The 21,341-nt window shown below is 73.8% G+C and carries 17 protein-coding genes and 1 pseudogene; 7 read left to right on the top strand and 11 right to left on the bottom strand.

Features of this window, described 5'->3' with window-relative positions; all coding sequences use genetic code 11:
• Nucleotides 1-8: 8 nt before the first annotated feature.
• Complete coding sequence (locus IE180_RS21355; protein ID WP_190158528.1) at nucleotides 9-335, top strand: STAS domain-containing protein; 327 nt, start codon at nucleotides 9-11, stop codon at nucleotides 333-335.
• A gap of 143 nt (nucleotides 336-478) precedes the next feature.
• Nucleotides 479-943: a pyridoxamine 5'-phosphate oxidase family protein gene (locus IE180_RS21360; protein WP_190158529.1), complete on the top strand. Its 465-nt coding sequence runs from the start codon at nucleotides 479-481 to the stop codon at nucleotides 941-943.
• 165 nt (nucleotides 944-1,108) lie between these two features.
• Here the strand turns inward: IE180_RS21360 and IE180_RS21365 are convergent, their stop codons facing one another.
• The gene (locus IE180_RS21365; RefSeq protein WP_444545783.1) at nucleotides 1,109-2,833 is read right to left on the bottom strand and encodes a sensor histidine kinase; all 1,725 of its coding nucleotides are present in this window, start codon (nucleotides 2,831-2,833) and stop codon (nucleotides 1,109-1,111) included.
• A 249-nt stretch (nucleotides 2,834-3,082) separates the two neighbouring features.
• The gene (locus IE180_RS21370) at nucleotides 3,083-3,358 is read right to left on the bottom strand and encodes a hypothetical protein (RefSeq protein WP_190158530.1); all 276 of its coding nucleotides are present in this window, start codon (nucleotides 3,356-3,358) and stop codon (nucleotides 3,083-3,085) included.
• 217 nt (nucleotides 3,359-3,575) lie between these two features.
• On the opposite strand from IE180_RS21370, the pseudogene IE180_RS21375 reads away from it, so the two are divergent.
• Together IE180_RS21375 and IE180_RS21380 are read left to right on the top strand one after the other, a co-directional pair.
• Nucleotides 3,576-4,004: pseudogene (locus IE180_RS21375) on the top strand (zinc-binding dehydrogenase); the annotation flags it as partial.
• A 163-nt stretch (nucleotides 4,005-4,167) separates the two neighbouring features.
• Nucleotides 4,168-4,815, top strand: coding sequence for a CBS domain-containing protein (locus IE180_RS21380; RefSeq protein ID WP_229860725.1), 648 nt, complete (start codon nucleotides 4,168-4,170; stop codon nucleotides 4,813-4,815).
• Between the two features lie 252 nt (nucleotides 4,816-5,067).
• On the opposite strand, the gene IE180_RS21385 is transcribed toward IE180_RS21380, so the two are convergent.
• A complete protein-coding gene (locus IE180_RS21385; RefSeq protein WP_190158532.1) occupies nucleotides 5,068-7,467 on the bottom strand; it encodes a phosphoketolase family protein in 2,400 nt (799 codons plus the stop codon).
• 1,049 nt (nucleotides 7,468-8,516) lie between these two features.
• On the opposite strand from IE180_RS21385, the gene IE180_RS21390 reads away from it, so the two are divergent.
• Nucleotides 8,517-9,884, top strand: coding sequence for an MFS transporter (locus IE180_RS21390; protein ID WP_190158533.1), 1,368 nt, complete (start codon nucleotides 8,517-8,519; stop codon nucleotides 9,882-9,884).
• Between the two features lie 63 nt (nucleotides 9,885-9,947).
• Here IE180_RS21390 and IE180_RS21395 read toward each other — a convergent pair whose 3' ends face one another.
• The 6 genes from IE180_RS21395 to IE180_RS21420 form a co-directional block, all read right to left on the bottom strand.
• Nucleotides 9,948-11,843 (bottom strand): helix-turn-helix domain-containing protein, encoded by a 1,896-nt coding sequence (locus IE180_RS21395; protein WP_190158534.1) that lies wholly within the window; start codon nucleotides 11,841-11,843, stop codon nucleotides 9,948-9,950.
• A gap of 68 nt (nucleotides 11,844-11,911) precedes the next feature.
• A complete protein-coding gene (locus IE180_RS21400; RefSeq protein WP_229860726.1) occupies nucleotides 11,912-12,751 on the bottom strand; it encodes a 3-hydroxybutyrate dehydrogenase in 840 nt (279 codons plus the stop codon).
• A 55-nt stretch (nucleotides 12,752-12,806) separates the two neighbouring features.
• On the bottom strand, nucleotides 12,807-13,289 hold the full coding sequence (locus tag IE180_RS21405; RefSeq protein WP_190158535.1) for an NUDIX hydrolase: 483 nt from the start codon (nucleotides 13,287-13,289) through the stop codon (nucleotides 12,807-12,809).
• Between the two features lie 60 nt (nucleotides 13,290-13,349).
• The gene (gene lnt / locus IE180_RS21410) at nucleotides 13,350-14,948 is read right to left on the bottom strand and encodes an apolipoprotein N-acyltransferase (protein ID WP_190158536.1); all 1,599 of its coding nucleotides are present in this window, start codon (nucleotides 14,946-14,948) and stop codon (nucleotides 13,350-13,352) included.
• A gap of 93 nt (nucleotides 14,949-15,041) precedes the next feature.
• The gene (locus tag IE180_RS21415; protein ID WP_190158537.1) at nucleotides 15,042-15,614 is read right to left on the bottom strand and encodes a hypothetical protein; all 573 of its coding nucleotides are present in this window, start codon (nucleotides 15,612-15,614) and stop codon (nucleotides 15,042-15,044) included.
• A gap of 143 nt (nucleotides 15,615-15,757) precedes the next feature.
• Complete coding sequence (locus IE180_RS21420; protein WP_190158538.1) at nucleotides 15,758-16,552, bottom strand: glutamate racemase; 795 nt, start codon at nucleotides 16,550-16,552, stop codon at nucleotides 15,758-15,760.
• A 58-nt stretch (nucleotides 16,553-16,610) separates the two neighbouring features.
• Here IE180_RS21420 and IE180_RS21425 point away from each other — a divergent pair, with 58 nt between their 5' ends.
• Together IE180_RS21425 and IE180_RS21430 are read left to right on the top strand one after the other, a co-directional pair.
• Nucleotides 16,611-17,792, top strand: coding sequence for a glycosyltransferase (locus tag IE180_RS21425; protein ID WP_190158539.1), 1,182 nt, complete (start codon nucleotides 16,611-16,613; stop codon nucleotides 17,790-17,792).
• A gap of 421 nt (nucleotides 17,793-18,213) precedes the next feature.
• Nucleotides 18,214-20,220 carry an ATP-binding protein gene (locus IE180_RS21430; protein WP_373302804.1) on the top strand — a complete coding sequence of 669 codons (2,007 nt, stop codon included), beginning with the start codon at nucleotides 18,214-18,216 and terminating at the stop codon, nucleotides 20,218-20,220.
• A 78-nt stretch (nucleotides 20,221-20,298) separates the two neighbouring features.
• Here IE180_RS21430 and IE180_RS21435 read toward each other — a convergent pair whose 3' ends face one another.
• Nucleotides 20,299-20,523 carry a sigma factor-like helix-turn-helix DNA-binding protein gene (locus IE180_RS21435; RefSeq protein ID WP_373302812.1) on the bottom strand — a complete coding sequence of 75 codons (225 nt, stop codon included), beginning with the start codon at nucleotides 20,521-20,523 and terminating at the stop codon, nucleotides 20,299-20,301.
• Nucleotides 20,524-20,610: 87 nt separating this feature from the next.
• Complete coding sequence (locus IE180_RS21440) at nucleotides 20,611-21,309, bottom strand: class F sortase (protein ID WP_190158541.1); 699 nt, start codon at nucleotides 21,307-21,309, stop codon at nucleotides 20,611-20,613.
• Nucleotides 21,310-21,341 lie beyond the last annotated feature (32 nt).

Consider the following 21,341-nt stretch of genomic DNA (forward strand, 5'->3'; position numbering starts at 1 on the left):
CTGCCGCCATGACGACGCCCCAGATCAGCCTGATCACGACTCCCCTGGACCACAGCACGACGGCAGTCGCCCTGGCCGGGGAACTCGACGTCTGCACCGTCGCCCACATCGAGGAGACGCTGACCCGCCTCACCGGGGAGACCGGGCGCGAACTGCTGCTCGACCTGGCGGACGTCACCTTCTGCGACAGTTCCGGCGCCGCCCTGTTCCTGCGTGTCCACCGCCGGTGCGCGGCGGCCGGCGTGCGCCTGAGCCTCTGCCGCATCCAGCGGCTTCCCGCTCGCGTCATCCGCGGCCTGGGCGTGGACCGCGCCGTGTCCTGCTCCTTCGCCTGACCCGTCGGACGGATCCGGCCCGGGCGATGGCGGAACCGCACGCTGAAGGGTCCGTTCGGCCCTACTGGGACGGCGTGCGGCGGGAGACGCTGGCTGGAGGCGGCGGGACGACCAGGACCGAGCCGGAGCAGAAGGTGGGCACGATGAAGGACGAAGCCACGCGCACCACGGTGGAGGACCACCGTGAGAAGGTGGCGCCCCGGCGGATGGGACGGCTCGACCGCGCCGAGGCCCTGCGGCTGCTCGGCAGCGTCTCCCTCGGGCGCATCGTCTTCACGCAAGCGGCCCTCCCCGCCATCCGCCCGGTCAATCACCTCATGGACGGCGAGGACATCATCGTCCAGCTGCACGACGGCGCCACGCTCGCCTCCATCGTGACGCCCACCCAGGCCACCGGCGTCGTGGTGGCCTACGAGGCGGATGCCATCGACCCCGAGACGCACATCGGCTGGAGCGTGGTGGTCACCGGATACGCCCACCGGGTCACCGACGAAGGCCAGCTCGCCCGCTTCGCCGCCCGTCTGCGCCCGTGGGTGCGACACCCCGCCGTGAACTCCGCGTTGCGCATCCGGCCGGACCTGGTGACGGGCTTGCGGCTCACCGTATAGGGGTCGGCCCGCCCGTCGTACCGGATGACCGGGTCCTGCGACGGCGGATGCCGTTTCCGCCGCGATCGTGCATCCGCTCCGCGGCCGGGCCGGGACACCGGGCGGGACCTCGAACGCGTCCCGCGCCCGGTCGCGTCCACTGCGCCCCGGCGGCACGGCCGGTGGTCACCCAGCGGGTCCGGAGGAGAGGGGCGCGCGCCACACCAGCCGGCTGCCGCCCCCGTCCGGGCGCCCGATCTCCAGGGTCCCGCCCACGCCGCGGGCCCGCTCTTCGAGGTTTCCCAGGCCGCTGCGCCTGCCGTCCGCGGGAATGCCCCTGCCGTTGTCCGTCACGGTGAGGACGACTTCGTCGGAGGTGGCGTGCAGGGCGACCTCGACCCGCGTGGCGTGCGCATGACGCGCGACGTTGCTGAGCATCTCGGTCAGGGCCGCCGCGACGTGATCGGCCACCTGCGGGGGGACGTCGGTGTCCAGCAGCCCCTCCATGCTCAGGCGGGGCGGGAACCCGAGCGCGGTCGCCGCCTCACCCACGGTGCGGGCCACGCGTGCGCGCAGGCTCGGCCCGGTGTCCTCCTCGCGGGCGCGCAGGCCGAAGATCGTGGAACGAATGATCTTGATGGTTTCGTCGAGGTCCCCGACGGCCCGCGAGACCCGTTCGGCGGCGCCCTCGTGCTGCACGAGGCGCGCCGCGCTCTGCAGCGTCATGCCGGTCGCGAACAGACGCTGGATGGCCAGGTCGTGCAGGTCCCGGGCGATGCGGTCGCGGTCCTCCAGGAGCGCGAGCTGCTCGGCGTCGCTGCGGCGCTCGGCCAGCTCGAGGGCGAGCGCGGCCTGTCCGGCGAAGGCCAGCAGCGGCTCCAGCTCCGCTTCGGTGAAGACCGGGCCTCCTTGGTGCCGGGCCAGCAGCAGGACACCACGGGTGTCCTTGGCGGCGGTGCCCAGGGGCACGGCGACCGCGGGGCCCAGTCCGTCGAAGCGGCGGGGCCCGGCGGTGTACCGGTCGTCCCCCGCGAGGCCGGCGGTGGTCACGGGCGTACCGTCCTGGTAGGCGGCACCGGAAAGGGTGCCTTCGACCGGTACCACCAGGCCGCGGCGCGTTTCGCCGTCGACGCCGATGGCCAGCTCGACGACGAGGTCGTCCGTCCCGGTGACGGGCACGGAGACGTCGGCGAGTGCCGCTCCGGTGATCTCCTGGGCGCGGCGGGCGATGAGTTCCAGCACCGCCAGTCGCGGGCTGCCGGAGAGCAGGCTGTTGGTGATCTCCGCGCTCGCCCGCAGCCACCGCTGCTGGCGCTGCGACGCCTCGTACAGGCGCGCGTTGTCGATGGCGACCCCGGCGGCGACGGACAGCGTGGAGATGACCGACTCGTCCTCGGCGTCGAAGTCCGCGCCCCCGTGCTTGTCGGTGAGGTAGAGGTTGCCGAAGACCTCGTCGCGGACGCGGATGGGCACACCCAGGAACGTCCGCATGGGCGGGTGGTGGGCGGGAAAGCCGTAGGACGCCTCATGGGCGCCGAGGTCCGTCAGGCGCAGCGGCTCGGGGTTGCGGATCAGCTCGCCCAGGATGCCGTGTCCGGCCGGCAGGGGACCGATCTCCGCGATCTCTTCCTCGGTCAGGCCGACGGTGAGGAACTGCGACAGCGTCCGGCCGTCGGGCCCGATCACTCCGAGCGCCGCGTACTGGGCGTCGACGAGCAGCGCGGCGGCTTCCACGATGCGCCGCAGCACCTGTGAGAGGTCCAGTTCGCGGCCCACCGAGACGACGGCCTCCAGCAGGCTGTGCACCCGGTCCCGGGTGCCGCGTGCGGCGTTGATGCGCGCCTGCAGCTCCTCCAGCAACTCGTCGAGCCGCATCTGGGGCATCCGCGACAGCGGCTCCTCCACGCCCACTGGGCCTCCTCCGTCGCTCACCCGCCCGTGCCGTGACAGCCTAACGGCCGAGCGGGGGGCCCGGGGCGTCAGATCGAGGGCAGTGGCCGGGGTCCGGCGCGGTGGGCGGTGAGCACGATGTCCTCCATGCCGTCCGGCGTCGGCGCACGCGGGGCGGCGGGTGCGCACTGGTCCTCATCGGCGTCCGGTGCCTGTCCGGGAAGAGCCGTGGCGAAGGCCGTCTCGTCGATGCCCGGGGCGCGTTGGAGATCACGTGGTCGAGCAGCGGGTCATGGGGGTACTCGTCGGCCCCATGACGATCGTGGCGTCCACGTCCTTGCCCGGAACCGGGAGCAGGCCCTTGCGCGCTCCCGCCCTCAGGTGCGGGCCGGCGTCGTCCCGCGTGCGGAAGCGGCCGGCGGCCTCGACGACCACGTCCAGGTCCAGGTCCACGTCCAGGCCTACGTCCACGTCCACGTCCAGGGTCTTCCGAGGCAGGGCCGCCGGGTCGCGTTCGGACACGACGGTGATGCGGTGCCCGTCCACCGTGAGGGCTCCCGCCCGGCCCGCGGCAGGGGTCGAACGGAGGGGTGTGCCCCGGTGCCGTGGGGCCCCCGTCTCCTGCGCGCCGAGTGGCCCGCCGGAACACGGGCCGAACGGCCCGCGGTACAGGACCTGACCGGTTCTGTCCCCTCCTCGCCCCTCCCACCACTCTGGGAAGCGACGGCACACAGGAGGAGCGAGCCATGAAGGCTGCAGTACCGACGTCTCCGACGAGAAGTCGCGGCTCGCCGCCGACCCGGGCGCGGACATCCTCGTCGACGCCCGCGAGGAGGACCCGGCCGCGGTGCTCCAGCGGCACGGCGGAGCCCACGCGGCCCTGGCGCCGGCGGTGAACGGGGAGAGCTTCGCGCCCGCCCCGGCCGGCCTGCGGCGTGGCGGCAGGCTCGTCATGGTGGCCCTCCCCGCCGACGGCGTCGTCCAGGCACCGGTCTTCTCCACCGTGCTCGGCGGCGCGTCGATCAACGGGTCGATCGTCGGCACCCGGCAGGACCCGGCCGGGGTGTTCCGGCTGCACGCCGCCGGACGTACCCGGGTGATCGACGAGACCCGGCCGCTCTCGTCCGTCGACGACTGCATCGACGAGGCCCTTCACGGCCGGGTCAAGGCCCGCATCGTCTTCGCCGTGTGAAGCGCCCCAGCGTCCCGAGGCAGCCGCCTCGACGCGCCGACGGTCGAGAAACGCGTCTCGGAGGCGCGCTGGGAACGACGGGGCTGCCGCGGGCGGCGGCCGAGGACCACCCGAACGAACGGAGATGAGAGCCGTGGTGAAGCACCGGACCGTGGGCGAAGTGATGACCAGCGAAGTGGTCCAGGCGCGCCCGGACACCCCGTTCGAAGAGCTGGCCCGCCTGCTCACGTCCCACCGCATCAGCGGTCTGCCGGTGGTGGACGACGACGACAAGGTCATGGGCGTGGTCTCCCGGACCGACCTGACCCGGCGACAGGCGACTCGCGGCCGGTCCGGATCCGGCCGCGGCCGCGTGCTCCGGGCCCTGGGGCGGGTCGGCCGCGTTCACCCCGGCGTCACGCTCCCCCTGACGGCCGGCGGGCTGATGTCGAGCCCCGCGGTCACCGTGCATCCCGAACAGCGCGTGGTCGACGCGGCACGCATCATGGAACGCCGCCGCATCGGCCGGCTGCCCGTGGTGGACGAGGAAGACCGTCTCATCGGCATCACCACACGCCGCGACCTCTTGCGCGTCTTCCTGCGCACCGACGAGGAGGTCCGCGAGGACGTGGCCGGCGCCGCCTGCCTCCACAGTCCCGCCCACGGCGCCGGCGAACTCCGCATCGACGTCCGGGACGGGATCGTCACCATCGAGGGCGCCGCCGGGCCGGAGATCGACACCACGGCGCTGATCCGGGCCGCGTGGCGGGTCGACGGCGTCGTCGGCGTGGTCAGCTCCGACGCGGGGGTGGAGCCCGCGGTGGATCCGTGACGACCGGCTGGTCGCCCGCGCACGCGTACCGGACCGGCAGGATCACCTCCCGGCCGGTACGAGGTGCCCGGAACGCCAGGACACGCGGGCCAGGAAGCGGCCCGTGCCGGCGCGCGAGGAGGACGGCCGGCACCAGGCCGTCCGCCAGAGCGTGCGGCGGGCTCCGTTCCCGACCCCGACCGGTCCCGCGGATCGGGCGAAACCGCGCCGGGGCGCTGCGACGGCCTGTCCGATCCGCCGGGAGGGGTGGGCTCATGCCGGGTGCCGGTCGTCGCTCCAGGTCCAGTCGGTGACTTCGGGCATGTCGGTGCCGTGTTCGCGGATCCACGAGTGGTGACGGGCGCGGGCGTCCGCCATGGCCTGACGCACGCCCACGGCTCGTACGCCGAGCCCCGGCACGCGGTCGATCACGTCCATCACGAGGCGGTAGCGGTCGAGGTCGTTGCGCACGACCATGTCGAAGGGGGTCGTGGTGGTGCCCCTCTCCTTGTAGCCGCGCACGTGCAGGTGGGGGTGGCCGGTGCGGCGGTAGGCCAGACGGTGCACGAGCCAGGGGTAGCCGTGGTAGGCGAAGATCACCGGCTTGTCGCGGGTGAACAGGGCGTCGTACTCCGGGTCGGTCATGCCGTGCGGGTGTTCCTCGTGGGGCATGAGCCTGGTCATGTCGACGACGTTCACCACGCGTACGGCGAGCTGGGGCAGATGGTGCCGCAGGAGCCCGGCCGCCGCGAGGATCTCCTGGGTGGGTACGTCGCCGGCGCAGGCGAGGACGACGTCCGGGTCGCGGCTCCCGTCCTCGGTGCCCGCCCATTCCCACGCTCCGGCCCCGCGGGCGCAGTGCACGCGGGCCTCTTCCGAGGAGAGCCAGTCGAAGCACGGCTGCTTGCCGGCGACGATCACGTTCACGGAGTCGCGGCTGCGCAGCGCGTGGTCGGCGACGGACAGCAGGGTGTTGGTGTCCGGCGGCAAGTAGACGCGGACGACCTCGGGGCTCTTGTTCAGGACGTGGTCGACGAAGCCGGGGTCCTGGTGGGAGAAGCCGTTGTGGTCCTGCCGCCACACATGGGAGGTGAGCAGGTAGTTGAGGGAGGCGACAGGTGCGCGCCAGTGCAGGGCGCGGGAGGTCCTGAGCCACTTGATGTGCTGGTTGACCATGGAGTCGACGATGTGGACGAAGGCTTCGTAGCAGGAGAACAGCCCGTGCCGGCCGGTCAGCAGATAGCCCTCCAGCCAGCCCTGACAGGTGTGCTCGGAGAGGATCTCCATGACCCGGCCGTGCCGGTCGAGGTGCTCATCCGTGTCCAGGACCGGGGACTGCCATGCCTTGCCGCTCGCTTCGTACACGGCCTGGAGGCGGTTGGAGGCGGTCTCGTCGGGGCCGACGAGGCGGAAGTCGCGGCGTTCGCCGGTGCGCGCCATGACGCTCTCCAGGAACTGTCCGAGCACCCCGGTCGGCTCGTGGCGGGTCGCGCCGGGCCGGTCCACGGGCACGGCGAAGCGTTCGAGGGGCGGCAGGGGCAGGTCCCGCAGCAGCAGGCCGCCGTTGGCGTGCCGGGTCGCGCCGAGCCTCCGTTCGCCCTCCGGCACGCATTCCAGCACCTGTGGGCTCGGCCGGCCGGCCTCGTCGAAGAGCTCCTCGGGACGGTACGAGCGCAGCCACGCCTCCAGCTGGGCCCGGTGTCCGTCGTCGTCGCGGACGTGCGTCAGGGGCACCTGGTGGGAGCGCCAGGTGCCCTCGACGGGCAGGCCGTCGACCTCGGCGGGGCCGGTCCAGCCCTTCGGCGTGCGCAGGACGATCACCGGCCAGCGCGGCCGTTCGGCGGGAGCTCCGGCACGGGCTTGCCGCTGGATGTGCCGGATGCGGTCGAGGGCCGTGTCCATCGCGGCGGCCATGGCCCGGTGGACCTGGTGCGGGTCGTCACCCGTGACGTGCAGCGGGTCGTGGCCGTAGCCGCGCAGCAGCTCGTCGAGCTCCGTCTCCGGCAGCCGCGCGAGCACGGTGGGGTTCGCGATCTTGTATCCGTTGAGGTGGAGGACGGGCAGGACCGCTCCGTCGTGGACGGGATCGAGGAACTTGTTGGAGTGCCAGGAGGCGGCGAGCGGGCCCGTCTCCGCCTCGCCGTCGCCGATGACGCACGCCACCAGCAGGTCCGGGTTGTCCAGGGCCGCGCCGTAGGCGTGCGACAAGGAGTAGCCCAGTTCGCCGCCCTCATGGATCGAGCCGGGGGTTTCGGGCGCCACATGACTCGGCACCCCGCCGGGGAAGGAGAACTGCCGGAACAACCGGGCCATGCCCTCCTCGTCCCGGCTCACGTCCGGGTAGGTCTCGCTGTAGCTGCCCTCCAGCCAGGAGTTGGCGAGGACGGCCGGCCCGCCGTGTCCGGGACCCCAGACGCACAGCGCGTCGACGCCGTGCCGCTTGATGACCCGGTTGAGATGGGTGTGCACGAGGTTGAGGCCCGGGGAGGTGCCCCAGTGGCCGAGCAGCCGCGGCTTGAGGTGCGCCGGTTCCAGCGGCTTCTTCAGCAGCGGATTGTCCATCAGGTAGATCTGGCCCGCCGACAGGTAGTTGGCGGCCCTCCAATGCGCGTCGAGCGCACTGAGCTCCTCGTCGGTCAGCGGTACGCCGTCCGGACTCTCGTCCTTTCGCATGCTTCCTCCGTCGTGTGGGGTCCCGGGCGCGGGGCCGGCCGGTCGAAGCGTGCGACGCCCCGCGTCGCGGGGATCGAACCGCCTCGGCCGCCCGGGGCCCGGGGCTTCCCGCGATTCCGCGGGTCCCGGGCCCTGGGGTCTGGGGCCTGGGTCCCATGGTCGTAAGTGCACCCGTCGCCCAAGACGCTGACACAGCAGAAGCGTCGCGATAAGGGCCGGATGGACCACTTCCGCAGCCCGCCCTCGCGCCGACCCGGCAGACCACGGGCCACGCGCCTCCCTGCTCCGTGCTCGTCCCCGGGCCGTGGGCCGAACGGCCTTTCCGGACGCCCGTACGTCCCTGATGGACAGGCACTGCGGGGACCGGTCGCCCCGGGGCGGCCCGGACGGCTCTGCCGGGAGCGGTCGGCGCCGGACAGGCCGAGAGCGGCAGAGGAGGAGTTCCCACGAGCGGTCTCGAAACCGGCCGGGCAGTCGACGTCCAGGTCCGCAGCCGGGGGCGGGCGCCAAGAACCTGCAGATCGAGAACAACACCTTCGACGGCTCCTGGAACACGGGGAAGGGCGGCAACGGCCACCTGCGCGGCTCACGCGTCCGGGACTCCCTCGACTCCCTCTACGCCTTCAACACCACCCGTAACCTCCGCCACTTCACCTTCCGGTCGCCGTCCCCGGGCACCTTCCAGTCGTCGTCCTCGGGCAACAAAGCGGTCAAGTGGTCAGGATCCAGCGGTCCCCAGAACACCTTCTCCCACGACGTCCTGTCCAAACAGACCGCGGCGTCCGGCCCCCACGTCCCTTGTCGGCCCGGTTACGAAACCAGCACGGGAGCCAGCACGGCGGCGTCAGAACACCCCGGTCGGTGCAACACGGGCAGGCGCTTGTCCGGCCGCTCCACCGGGGTCAGCGAGGCCGCGGAGCAGGGTCATGGCGGCCGGGCGCATGCAGGAGCGCCGAACTATGGTGTCCCACCACATACGCCCCTGACCTGCGCCTTCCTACGGTATGGCGACACCGAAACGTCCCCGTACCTGCCTGGAAGTGGTGCACATGGCCGCCGCAACAACCGCTCCCACACCCCCCGGTTCCCTCAAGCGCATCGTCGCCGCGAGTCTCATCGGCACCACCATCGAGTGGTACGACTTCTTCCTCTACGGGTCGGCCGCCGCGCTGGTGTTCAACAAGCTGTTCTTCCCCGAGTCCGATCCGCTGGTCGGGACGCTGCTGTCGTTCCTGACCTACGCGGTCGGGTTCGCCGCGCGACCGCTCGGCGCGCTCGTCTTCGGGCATTACGGGGACCGGCTCGGGCGGAAGAAGCTGCTGGTCCTGAGCCTGCTCATGATGGGCGGGGCGACGTTCGCGATCGGGCTGCTGCCGACGCACGCGGCCGTCGGATCCGCCGCTCCGGTGCTGCTCACCGTGCTGCGGCTGGTCCAGGGCTTCGCGCTCGGTGGTGAGTGGGGCGGGGCCGTCCTGCTCGTGTCCGAGCACGGCGACGCGAAGCGGCGCGGGTTCTGGGCCTCCTGGCCGCAGACCGGGGCGCCGGCCGGGCAGTTGCTCGCGACCGGCGTGCTGTCCGCGCTGACCGCGCTGCTCTCGGACGCCGCCTTCGCCTCCTGGGGCTGGCGCGTCCCCTTCCTGCTCTCCGGCGTCCTGGTGGTCGTCGGCCTGTGGATCCGGCTCTCGGTCGACGAGTCGCCGGTCTTCAAGGCGGCGCTCGCGGCCGCCGAGGAGCGCAAGGAGGTCGCCGGGCAGGCGGAGAAGATGCCGCTGGTGGCGGTGCTGAAGCACCACTGGCGGGACGTGCTGGTCGCGATGGGCGCCCGCATGGCGGAGAACATCTCGTACTACGTCATCACCGCGTTCATCCTCGTGTACGCGACCACGCAGGTCGGCCTGAGCAAGCAGACCGCCCTGAACGCCGTCCTCATCGCCTCCGCCGTCCACTTCGCCGTCATCCCCGCCTGGGGCGCGCTCTCCGACCGGATCGGCCGCCGCCCGGTCTATCTGATCGGCGCGGTCGGCGTCGGCGCCTGGATGTTCCCGTTCTTCCTGCTGATCGACCACGGCGGCTTCGGTTCCCTGCTGCTCGCCGTCACGGTCGGCCTGGTCCTGCACGGGGCGATGTACGCGCCGCAGGCGGCCTTCTTCTCCGAGATGTTCGCGACCCGGATGCGCTACTCCGGCGCCTCCATCGGCGCCCAGTTCTCCTCCGTGGCCGCCGGCGCACCCGCCCCGCTCATCGCGACCGCGCTCCTCGCCGACTACGGCAGCTCGACGCCGATCGCCCTGTACGTGATCGCCGCCGCGCTGCTCACCGTCGTCGCGATCGCCGCCGCCCGCGAGACCCGCGACCGGGACCTCGGCGAGATCGACGACCGCAGCCCCGAGGACGCCCGGGTCCGCGCCGACGTCTGATCCGGGAGGACGGAGGGCCCCGTGTCCCGCTCGATCCGAGCGGGACACGGGGCCCTCCGTGCGTCACGTGCCCGTGACGGCGTCCGACAGGGCGTGCAGGCGCAGGGCGAGCTGGATCTCCAGGGCGCGGGCCGGGGACTGCCAGTCGGGGCCGAGCAGCCGGCCGACGCGTTCCAGGCGCTGGGCCACCGTGTTGACGTGGACGTGGAGTTCGTCCTTGGTGCGGGCCGGGCTCATGCCGCTGGCGAAGTAGGCCTCCAGGGTGCGGACCAGTTCGGTGCCGCGCCGTCGGTCGTACGCGACGACCTGGCCGATCGTCCGGCCCACGAAGCCGTCGATGTCCCGGCCGTCGGCGAGGAGCAGGCCGAGGAAGCCGAGGTCCTCGGCGGCCGCGCCCTGCCCCGAGCGGTGCAGCAGGACGAGCGCGTCCAGGCAGCGGCGGGCCTCCTGGTAGGCGACGGCGACCTGGTCCGGTCGGTCGAGAGGCGTCCGTACGGGCGCGGAGGCACCGACGGTGACCGGCTCGCGCAGGGTGCCGCCGAGGTGCCGGGCGGTCTGCCGGGCGAGGTCGGCGGCGCTCTCCCCCGGGCCGAGCGGCAGCAGCAGGACCGTCCCGCCGTCGCGGGCCGAGGCGAGCCCGTGCCGGGTGGCGGCCAGGTGCGAGGCGGCCGACCACAGGCGCTGGCGGTCGGCGCTCTCGCGGCCTCCGGCGTCGGCTTCGGAGGCGTCGTCGGTGGCCCGGTCGATGCGGGCGGCGAGCACGACGTGCGGGGCCTCGGTGTCCGTACGGAGCCGGGCGGCGCGTTCGCGGAGCAGCCGGCGGTCCCGGTCGGGGGCGTCGAGGAGGTCGTCGAGGAGTTCGCCGCGCACCCGCTGCTCGGCCTCGCCGGCCGAACGGCGGGCGAGCAGCAGCAGGGAGGTGACGAGGGCGGCGCGCTCCAGCGTGCGCTGGTCGACGGGGTCGAGGTCGGGCTGGCCGTGGAGCACGAGGGCGCCCAGGGTCTCGCCGCCGGCCGACACGGCGGCCACCCAGTCGTCGCCCTCGCGGACCGCGTGGCCCCCGGCGCGGCGGGCGGAGCCGGCGCCCGCCTCGGTGAACTCGACGGTGCCGCCGAGGACCTCGGAGACGGCGTCGGCGACGTCGTGGACGCCGCCGCCGTGCAGGACCAGTTCGGAGAGCCGGTCGTGGACCTCGGAGGCCCGCTCGATGACGCCGCTGTGCTCGCGGATGATGTCGTTGGCCCGCTCCAGCTCGGCGAGGGCCGAGCGGGTCTCGGCGAGCAGGTTGGCGGTGTCGATGGCGACGGCGGCGTGCGCGGCGAAGGAGCCGAGCAGCGCGACCTGTTCGCGCTCGAAGACCCTGGCCCTGCGGTCGGCGGCGAACAGCACGCCGATGACCTGGCTGCCGAGGCTGAGCGGCACGCCGAGGATGGCGACGAGGCCCTCGTCCCGTACCGCCGCGTCGATGGTGCGCGTGTGCTGGAAGCGCGGGTCCTCGAAGTAGTCCTCGGTGACGTACGGGCGGGCGGTCTGGGCGACGAGGCCGCCGAGCCCCTCGCCCATGCCGAGGCGCACCTGCTGGAACCGGGCGGAGACCGAGCCCTCGGTGACCCGCATGTACGTGTCGCCGGCGGCCGGGTCGTTGAGGCTGAGGTAGGCGACCTCGGTGCCGAGGAGCGAGCGGGCGCGCTGGACGATGGCGCGCAGCACCGCGTCGAGGTCGCGGAGTCCCGCGAGGTCGTGGGCGGTGGCGAAGAGCGCGGAGAGCTCCGCCTCGCGGCGCCGCCGCCCCTCCAGCTCGGCCCGGACCCGCAGCGCGAGCTGCTTGGCCTCCTCGAGCCCGGCCAGCTCCTCGGGGCCCGCGCCGCTCGCGCGGGCGAGCAGCACGGGCCGGTCGTAGGCCTCCGTCCCTGCTCCCCGGGCAAGGAGTTCCAGGTAGGAGACGTGTTCGTGGGACATGGACACAGGGATACCTGCCGTACGTGTGGTCGCACCACCCCTGTGGACGAGCTTCACGGGGGACCGTCTCAGTGGGCGGTCCAGCCGCCGTCGAGGGTGAGGGAGGTGCCGGTGATGAAGGAGGCCTGCGGGGTGCAGAGGTAGAGGACGGCCTCGGCGACCTCCTCCGGTTCGATGAGCCGCTTGAGCGCCGAGTCCTTGAGGAGGACGTCGGCGAGGACGCGCTCCGGCGGGATGCCGTGGGCGGCGGCCTGGTCGGCGATCTGCCGTTCGACGAGCGGGGTGCGGACGTAGCCGGGGTTGACGCAGTTGGAGGTGACCCCGTGCGGGGCTCCTTCGAGGGCGGCGGTCTTGGAGAGGCCCTCCAGACCGTGTTTGGCGGCCACATAGGCGGACTTGAAGGCGGAGGCGCGCAGTCCGTGGACGGAGGAGAGGTTCACGATCCGCCCCCACCCCTGGCCGTACATGTGGGGCAGGGCGCCCCGGATGAGCCGGAAGGGCGCCTCCAGCATCACGGTGAGCACGGTGTGGAAGACGTCCGGCGGGAACTCCTCGATGGGACGGACCAGCTGGATCCCGGCGTTGTTGACGAGGATGTCGGTGCCGGCGGCCACCGCCTCCGCGGCGTCCAGGTCGGTCAGGTCGAGGAGTCGCGGTTCGAGGTCGCCGGGGAGGGCGCCGGCCTCCTCGGCCAGGGTCTCCAGGCCCTCGGCGGCCCGGTCGACGGCTCTGACCCGGGCGCCGGCGGCGGCGAGCCGCAGCGCGCAGGCGCGCCCGATGCCGCCGGCCGCGCCGGTGACGAGCGCGGTGCGGCCGGTGAGGTCGAGGGCGAGCCCCGCGGCGCGGGGCAGGGGCGAGGCGACGTCGGCACCGGGCTCGGTGCCGGAGACGGTGATGGGGGCGCTCATGCTCCGCACCCTATGAACGGGCCCCTCCCCCACCGATGTGCGCCGGGCCCATAGTTCAGCTGGTTGCTGTGGTGCGGAACCATGTGGGTTCGTCGGCGAGCGCCTTCTCGATCCGCAGGTACGAGAAACGCTTCATCTCCGGCAGCTCGTCCACCCCGAACCAGCCGACCTCGGTCGACTCCTCGTCGTTGACCCGCGCCTCGCCCCCGATCGCCCGGCAGCGGAACGAGACGTCCATGTACTGGCAGACGTCGCCGTTCGGGTAGACGACGGGCTTGCGCAGGGTCTCCACGATCACGACCCGCTCGGGCACGCAGCGCACGGCGGTCTCCTCGAACACCTCGCGCACCGCGCAGTCGGCGGGCTGCTCCCCCGGGTCGACGATGCCTCCGACGACCGACCAGAAGCCGTTGTCGGCCCGCTTGCCGAGCAGGACGCGACCCCGGTCGTCGAAGACGACGGCGCTGACGCCCGGCAGGAAGAGCAGTTGGTGGCCGGCCGTCTCGCGCAGTTCGCGGATGAAGTCAGGAGTGCCCATGCCCCGACCCTAGATCATCCACGGGTCGGGGCACGGGCCCGGAGTCGGACCCCGCAGGGGTCAGGCCGCCGGGGTCCGGCGGGCGCGCACCGCGCGGGCGCCGGCCCAGCCGAGCCCGGCCGCCGCGAGCGCCGCGAGCAGGCCCTCGGGCAGGGTGCCCAGGCGGGTCGCGGGGGTCTGCGAGGAGCGCAGCGGCACCTTCTCGACGAGGACGTCCGGGGTGAACATCTTCGTCTGGGAGACGATCTCGCCGTCGGGGCGGATGATCGCGCTGACGCCGCTGGTCACGGGCACGACGACCGACCGGCTGTGCTCGACCGCGCGCACCCGGCTCATCGCGAGCTGCTGGTAGGTCATCTCGCTGCGGCCGAAGGTGGCGTTGTTGCTGGGGACGGAGATCAGCCGGGCACCGTGGGTGACGGTGTCGCGCACGGCCCAGTCGAAGGCCGCTTCGTAGCAGGTCGCCAGGCCCACCTTCGTACCGGCGAGGTCGAAGACGCCGACCTCGGTGCCCGCGCCGAAGTCCCGGCTGACCCGGTCGACGTTGCTGTTGAAGATCCGTACGAAGGAGCGCATCGGGATGTACTCGCCGAAGGGCTGGACGTGCCGCTTGTCGTACGTGGCGACGGGACCGCGCTCGGGGTCCCACTGGATGAGCGTGTTGCGGAGCTTGCCGGTCTCGGGGGTGACGACGGCGCCGATCACGGTGGGCACGCCGATCGCCTTGACGGCGCCGTCGATGACGTCGGCCGCGTCGGCGTTCGCGTACGGGTCGATGTCGGAGGAGTTCTCCGGCCACAGCACGAAGTCGGGCTGCGGCTCGCGGCCCTCCTTGACCGCCCGGGCGAGCTCGCGCGTACGGGCCACGTGGTTGTCGAGGACGGCCCGGCGCTGGGAGTTGAAGTCCAGGCCCAGGCGGGGCACGTTGCCCTGGACGGCCGCGACGGTGGCGGTGCCGTCCTCGGCGGAGTCGTCGACGAGCGGCAGCGCGGCGAGGGCGCCGGTGACCGGGAGGAGGACCGCGAGCGCCGCGGCGGCGAGCGGGCCGCGCGGGACGGTGCCGGTGGCCCGGTGCGCGCGGAGCCGCCGGCACGCCTCGTACAGGCCGAAGCCGCACAGGGCGACCGCGAAGCCGAGCACCGGGGTGCCGCCGACGGCGGCGAGCGGCAGGAAGAGGCCGTCGGCCTGTCCGAAGGCCACCTTGCCCCAGGGGAAGCCGCCGAAGGGCACGCGCGCGCGTGCCCCCTCGGCGAGGATCCACACCCCGGCGGCGAAGAAGGGCCACCAGGGGAGCCGGGAGACGGCCGCGATGCCGAGGCCGGCGGCGGCGACGAAGAGCGCCTCGACGGCGGCGAGGGCCAGCCACGGACCGGCGCCGACCTCCTCGCCGGTCCACACGAGGAGCGGGAGCAGGAAGCCGAGCCCCGCGAGGTAGCCGAGGCCGAACCCTGCGCGGAGCCGGCGGCCCCCCAGGGTCCAGCCGAGCAGCCCGAAGGCGGGCAGCGCGAGCCACCACAGGGGACGCGGGGGGAAGCTCAGATAGAGCAGGAACCCGGACAGCAGAGCCGCGCCGGGCCGCGCGAACCGCCGCAGCCGGGCGGCCGGCGTGGGGGCGGTGTCGGGTCCGGGCGCGTCGACGGGGGTGATGGTGGCGCTCACCCAGCGGAGTCTACGGGGCGTTCCCGTCCCCCAGGAGGGCGGTACGGGTCGGCCCGGAGCCCGCGCGGCATCCCGTGGCGGCCGGGAACGGCCTCACGCACCGGTCGGGGCGGGCGGGACCGGAGGGGCGGGGCGGCGGAGGCGGGCGCGGATGACACGGACCGCGGACTCCGCGTCGTCGACGGTCACCGTGAAGCTCAGGCCGTCGCCGAGGCGCAGGACCAGGCCCTCGCCCCGGCGGACGATCACGGCCGTGCCCTTCTCGGGCCGCCAACGGTAGCCCCAGCCGCCCCACTGGCGCGGGGTGACGCTCGGCGCGAAGTCGGCGCCGACGACGTGGGCGAGCGGGATGCGGCGGCGCGGCACGCCGATGTGGCCGCAGCGGACCTCCATGGCGCGGTCGTCGACCTTCACGGCGACGTGGACGAAGGCGAGGGTGCCGAAGAGGACGAGCAGTCCGGCCGCGACGCAGCCGATCACCGCCATGAGGAGGGCGGCGATGCCGGAGGTCCACGCGGACTCGACGGCGATGGCGATGCCCAGGGCCATGCAGGCGGCACCGGCGACGGCGGCGACCCACTGGAAACGGTTGGTGGCGCGACCGGTCCAGACGACGGGCACCAGCTCGTCGGCGCGCGGGTTCCGGTCCCGGGAATGCTCCCTCATAAGAGGGAGGGTACCCAGGATCGCCGGGGACAGCGCGCCGGAACGCGGCCGCCCGGTGACGCTCGGTGAAAGGGGAGGACGGCCGTCCGCCGAATGCCCGGCGGAGGGGCGGCGCGAGAGGCGCGGCGCGAGGAGCCCGCTCCTCAGTGCGCGGCGGCCGTGGCCGCCAGGGTGCGGCCTTCCGCGTACGCGAGGGCCGGGGCCGGGAGCCGGCCGGGGCGTCCGCTGAGCAGGACGGAGAGGGTGCCGGTGGGGTCCGCGTCGGGCGCGGGTTCGGCGCCGATCCGGCGCAGCGCCTGGGCGGCGACGGCGTCGGCGGAGCCGTGGAAGACGATCGGCGGCAGTCCGGCCCGGCGGCGGGCCTCCAGGGCGGCGAGGATCCGGTCCTCGACCAGTTCGTAGTGGGTGCAGCCGAGGACGACGGCGCGGACGTCGGTCGGGGTGAGCTCGGCCGCCGCGGCGACGGCGGCGTCCACGGCGTCCTGGTCGGCGCGCTCGACGGCGTCGGCGAGCCCCGGGCAGGGCACCTCGGTGACCTCGGCGCCGGCGGCGAAGTCACGGATGAGTCCGCGCTGGTAGGCACTGCCGGTCGTGGCGGGGGTGGCCCAGATGGCCACCTTGCCGCCGGTCGCGGCGGCGGGCTTGATCGCGGGCACGGTGCCGATGACGGGGACGTCCGGTTCGAGGGCGGCGCGCAGGGTCGGCAGGGCGTGCACGGTGGCGGTGTTGCAGGCCACGATGAGCGCCTGCGGGCGGTGCTCGGCGGCGGCGAGGGCGACGTCGAGGGCACGCCCCGTCAGGTCCTCGGGGGTGCGGGGGCCCCACGGCATGCCGTCGGGGTCGTTGGAGAGGAGGATGTCCGCGTCCGGCCGGAGCCGGCGCACCGCGGCCGCCGCCGGGAGGAGGCCGATTCCGGAGTCCATGAGCGCGATCTTCACCCGGTCACCCTAGCCGATGAGCCGTTCGTCCCCCGCGATCTGGGGCAGACTGCCGCGAATGAGCACCCTTGCCTGGTTCTCGATCGTCTCGCTGGCCGTCTGGCTCTGGCTGCTCCTAGGCCAGGGCTTCTTCTGGCGCACCGATCAGCGGCTGCCGCGGGGGCGACGGCCGCCCCCGGAGCGGTGGCCGAGGGTGGCCGTCGTGGTGCCGGCGCGGGACGAGGCGGAGGTGCTGCCGATGAGCCTGCCGTCCCTGCTCGCGCAGGACTATCCGGGGGAGGCGGAGGTCTTCCTCGTCGACGACGGGAGCACGGACGGGACGGGGAAGCTCGCCGTCGAGCTGGCCGGCCGGGACGCCGGGCTGCCGCTGACCGTCGTGTCGCCGGGAGAGCCGGAGCCGGGCTGGACGGGGAAGCTGTGGGCGCTGCGGCACGGGATGGCGCTGGCACGCGCGCGTGGGCCGGAGTTCCTGCTGCTGACAGACGCGGACATCGCGCACGAGCCGGACAGTCTGCGGCGGCTGGTGACGGCGGCCGTGGACGGCGACCTGGACCTGGTGTCGCAGATGGCACGGCTGCGGGTGGAGAGCGCGTGGGAGCGTCTGGTCGTCCCGGCGTTCGTCTACTTCTTCGCCCAGCTGTACCCCTTCCGCTGGATCAACCGCCCGCGCCGGCCCCTGGCGACGGCCGCCGCGGGCGGCTGCGTGCTGCTGCGGACGGAGACGGCGGTGGCGGCGGGGGTGCCGGAGGCGATCCGGCAGGCGGTGATCGACGACGTGTCGCTGGCGCGGGCGGTGCGGCGGGCCGGGGGGCGGATCTGGCTGGGTCTCGCGGAGCGGGTCGACAGCGTCCGTCCGTATCCGGGGCTCGGCGAGCTGTGGAGGATGGTGGCGCGGAGCGCGTACGCGCAGCTGCGGCACGACCCGCTGCTGCTCGTGGGGACGGTCGCGGGTCTCGTGCTCGTCTATCTGGTGCCGCCGGTGGCCCTGGTGGCCGGCGGCTGGGGCGGGGACGCGGTGGCCGCGTGGGCGGGCGGCGCCGCGTGGGCGGTGATGGCGGGGACGTACGTGCCGATGCTCCGCTATTACCGTCAGCCGCTGTGGCTCGCTCCGCTGCTGCCGTTCACCGCGTTCCTGTACCTCCTGATGACGGTGGACTCGGCGGTGCGGCACCACCGGGGCCGGGGTGCGGCGTGGAAGGGCCGGACGTACGCGCGCCCGGAGGCGGCGCCGGACCGGTGAGCGCCCCGAGTTCCGTGGCGGCTTCACGGAAACGGCTTTCCGGCTCCGCCGGTACGGCGCCTCACACGGACCGCCGCCGGCCTCGGCGCACCCGTCGGCACCGCCCGCGCCTACGTCGAAGCCGCCGCCGAGCACCTGTCCCGGACGGCCGCCCTCCGGGGCGTCCTGCGCGAGACCGGTCCCGGCCGCGTTCGGCGTCACCGCCGGCCGGTCCGGCGAGCAGGGCGGCCGGCCCGGCGAGCAGGGCGGCCAGCCCGGCGAGCAGGGCGGCCAGCCCGGCCACGAATTCGCCGAGGACGCCCCGTGGACCGGCACGGCGCCGAGGCGGCCGGCCGGAGATCCCGTGGCAAGGGGCAGATGGATTTCCGGACTTCGCCGAACGCGTGCATCCGGACCTCCGCGCTGCCGGGAAACAGGGGGAATGAAGACTTGGATGCCTTCGGAGAGCGGGCCGTTCGTCGGACGGGTCCGGGAAGTCGAGCAACTGGCCTCCCTGTTGGAGGAGCGACGGCTCGTCACGCTGGTGGGCATGGGCGGGATCGGGAAGTCCCGGCTCGCCTCCCACGTGGCCGCCCGTCGCGGGCCCGGCGCCTTCACGAGCATCCACTGGGCTCCGCTCTGGTCGCTGACGAACGCCTCCCTGCTCACCTCCCTGGTCGCCGACGCCTGCGGGCTTTCGGACCATTCCCTCGGCGAGCCGGTCGACACGCTGGCCGACTGGATCGGCGCACGCCGCGTCCTGCTGGTCCTCGATTCCTGCGAGCACCTCGTGGCGGCGTGCGCGGCACTGGTGTCGGTCCTCCTCGCCCGCTGCCCGCAGCTCGTCGTGCTGGCGACCGGCCGGGAACCGCTGGGCACGGAAACGGAGTTCCTGTTTCCCGTCGGCCCCCTGCCGGTCGACTCCGACTCGATGGAACTGTTCGCCGCCCGTGCCGACGCCGTCGGTGCCCGCTGGACGCGACCCGAGGACTTCGTCGCCGCCGCCGAGGTGTGCCGTTGGCTGGAAGGCATACCCCTGGCGCTCGAACTCGCCGCCGCGCAACTGCCGGAGAGGCCGCTGCCCACCATGGCGCGGCTCCTGCGCGGCAGGCTCTCCCTCACCGAGAAGCCCGGGAGCCGGGTCCAGCCGTCGCGTCACCGTGCGCTGCGCACCACCATCGGCTGGAGCCACGAACTGTGCGAACCGCGGGAGCGGCTGCTGTGGGCGCGCCTCTCGGTGTTCCGCTCGGGTGCCACCGTGGACGACGCGGTACGGGTCTGCAGCGGCGGACCGCTCACCGAGGCCGCCGTGGCGCGGGCTCTGGAAGGACTCGCCCGCAAGAACGTCGTGACCCTGTCCGGTGACCGCCTGCGCCTCTTCGACACGGTGCGCGAGTACGGGGCGCTGTGGCTCGCGGAGCTCGGCGAGACCCGCAGGACGGCCGACAGGCACGCGCGGCGCTTCCACGAACTGGCTCTCGCGGCCGAGGACTTCTGGTGGGGCCCCGGCCAGGTGACCGCCTACAGGCGGCTGAGCGGCTGCCACGGCGACCTGCGCGCGGCACTGGAGCACCTGTTGGCCACGGATCCCCCGGCCGCCGCGGAGCTGGCGGGGGCGCTCGGCTTCTTCTGGGCGTGCTCCGGCAGTCTGCACGAGGCGGCCCACTACCTGGAGGAGTGCGTGCAGCTGGTCTCCGGGCCCGAGGCCGTCGTGGGCAAGCTGGTATGGGCGCTCGGGGTGGTCCGCTGCCTGCGGGGCGAGTACGACATCGCGGCCCGACTGGCCGGCCGCGCCGACGCGTGCGCGGTGCGCGCGCGGGACACGACGCTCCTCGTCGACGCCGCCTGCCTGCGGGGCCTGGTGATGCTGTTCCGCGGGGACCCACGGGACGCGCTGGCCGTCGCGGACCGCGCTCTGGCGGAACAGGGCGCGGCGGCGCCCGCGGTGGCGCGGTGCCGGCTGATGAGGGTCTTCGCGCTGACAGCGTCCGGTCGTCTCGGGGAGGCCCGCGCCGAGGCCGGGAGACTGCGGCTCGACTCGATGTCGGCGGGCGAGCACTGGACGCGGTCCTACGCCGAGTACCAGCTCGCGGTGGTGGCGCTGCGGGAGCGGCGCCCGGCCGACGCCGCCGACCACGCCCGGGCCATGCTGCGGGACAAGCTCCTGATCGGTGACGTCTTCGGCCTCGGCCTCGGGCTCGACCTCCTCGCGATCGCCCTGTCGGCACTGGCCAGGGGCGAGGAGGCGGCCTCGGCGTGCGGGACGGGCCAGGTGTTCTGGCAGATGGCCGGGCATCCGCAGCGCGGCACCCCCGAACTGCGGCCGCTGCGGCAGAACGCCGAGTTGTCGGCCCGGAAGCAGATCGGGGACGACGCGTACGACGCCGCGTACCGCCTCGCCACGCTGACGGACCCGTTCACCGCGCTGGAGACGATCCTCATGGGGTGAGGAGGGCGCGGGGACGCGCCACACGCCGGTTGCGCGTGGGGGTCGGTCCGGTCCTGTCCGGTCGGCACCGGGACTTCCTCATCGGCGTGCTTCACCGTCCGCCCCCGACCTCTTCTCGGGCCGCATCAGGCCACGTCGCGTACGGCTTTTGACCGTTCCGAGCGGCAGTCCGGCGCGTTCGGTGATCTGCGACTGGGTCAGGTCCTCGTGGAAGGCCGTCTCCAGTACGAGCCGCTGCTGATCGGGCAGGCTTCCCTCTCCCGTGTCAGCACCGTGCGGTCCAGCGGCGCCCCGGTCACGGATCGGGGCTGTGCGGAGGCGTACGCGGCCGCCGTGACGGCAGCGAGGACCGCACCGGCGGCCGGCACGCGTGGGCCGCCCGCACCGCTGTCACTTGGTCGCCTCCGCCGTGACGACCAGATTGTTCTGGTACCCGCCCGCGTCGGGCAGATAGGGACCGGTACAGGTGATCAGCGTCAGTACCGCTCGGCCGTCCCGGCGGAACGCTTCCGAGTCGGCGAGGGCCTCCTTGTCCACGGTCCGACGGGCGGTGACCTCGTAGGCCACCGTGCTGCCGTCCTTCCGTCCGATCAGCACACGGTCGCCCTGCCGCACCTCGTTCAGGGCGTACAGGACACCGAGGCCGCGCCCCTTGGCGTCCACATGACCGACGATCACGGAGGAACCGGCGGCGGAGCCCGGCGCGGGTGAGAAGCGGTACCAGCCGACCCGGACGGGGTCCGGCGGGACCTCCGTCCGGCCGTCGTCGGCCACGCCCACCGAATCGACGGGGGCGCGCAGGCCGAGCCGGGGGAGCGACAGTTCCCGCGGCTCCGGGACGCGGAGGGATCCGGGGCGGTCCGACGCCTCCGTCGTGTTCGCGGGCGCGGCCTCGGGCGGCGTCACCGGCTCCGGTGACCGGGGCCGGGTCGCCGGTTCCGTGGTCGTCGTCGGCGGCGGACCGAAGTCGGCGGCCCGCGCGGGCTCGTCACGCCGGACGGCGACGACGAGCATGGTGGAGAGGACGACGCCGATGAGCGCCACGACGGCCCCGAGAACCCTGCTGTGCCCTGTCCGGCGTGTGCTCATCGTCCGGCGTGTGCTCATCGTGGTCGGCCTTT

Origin of the sequence: Streptomyces litmocidini (assembly GCF_014649755.1) — a bacterium.
GTDB lineage: Bacteria > Actinomycetota > Actinomycetes > Streptomycetales > Streptomycetaceae > Streptomyces > Streptomyces litmocidini.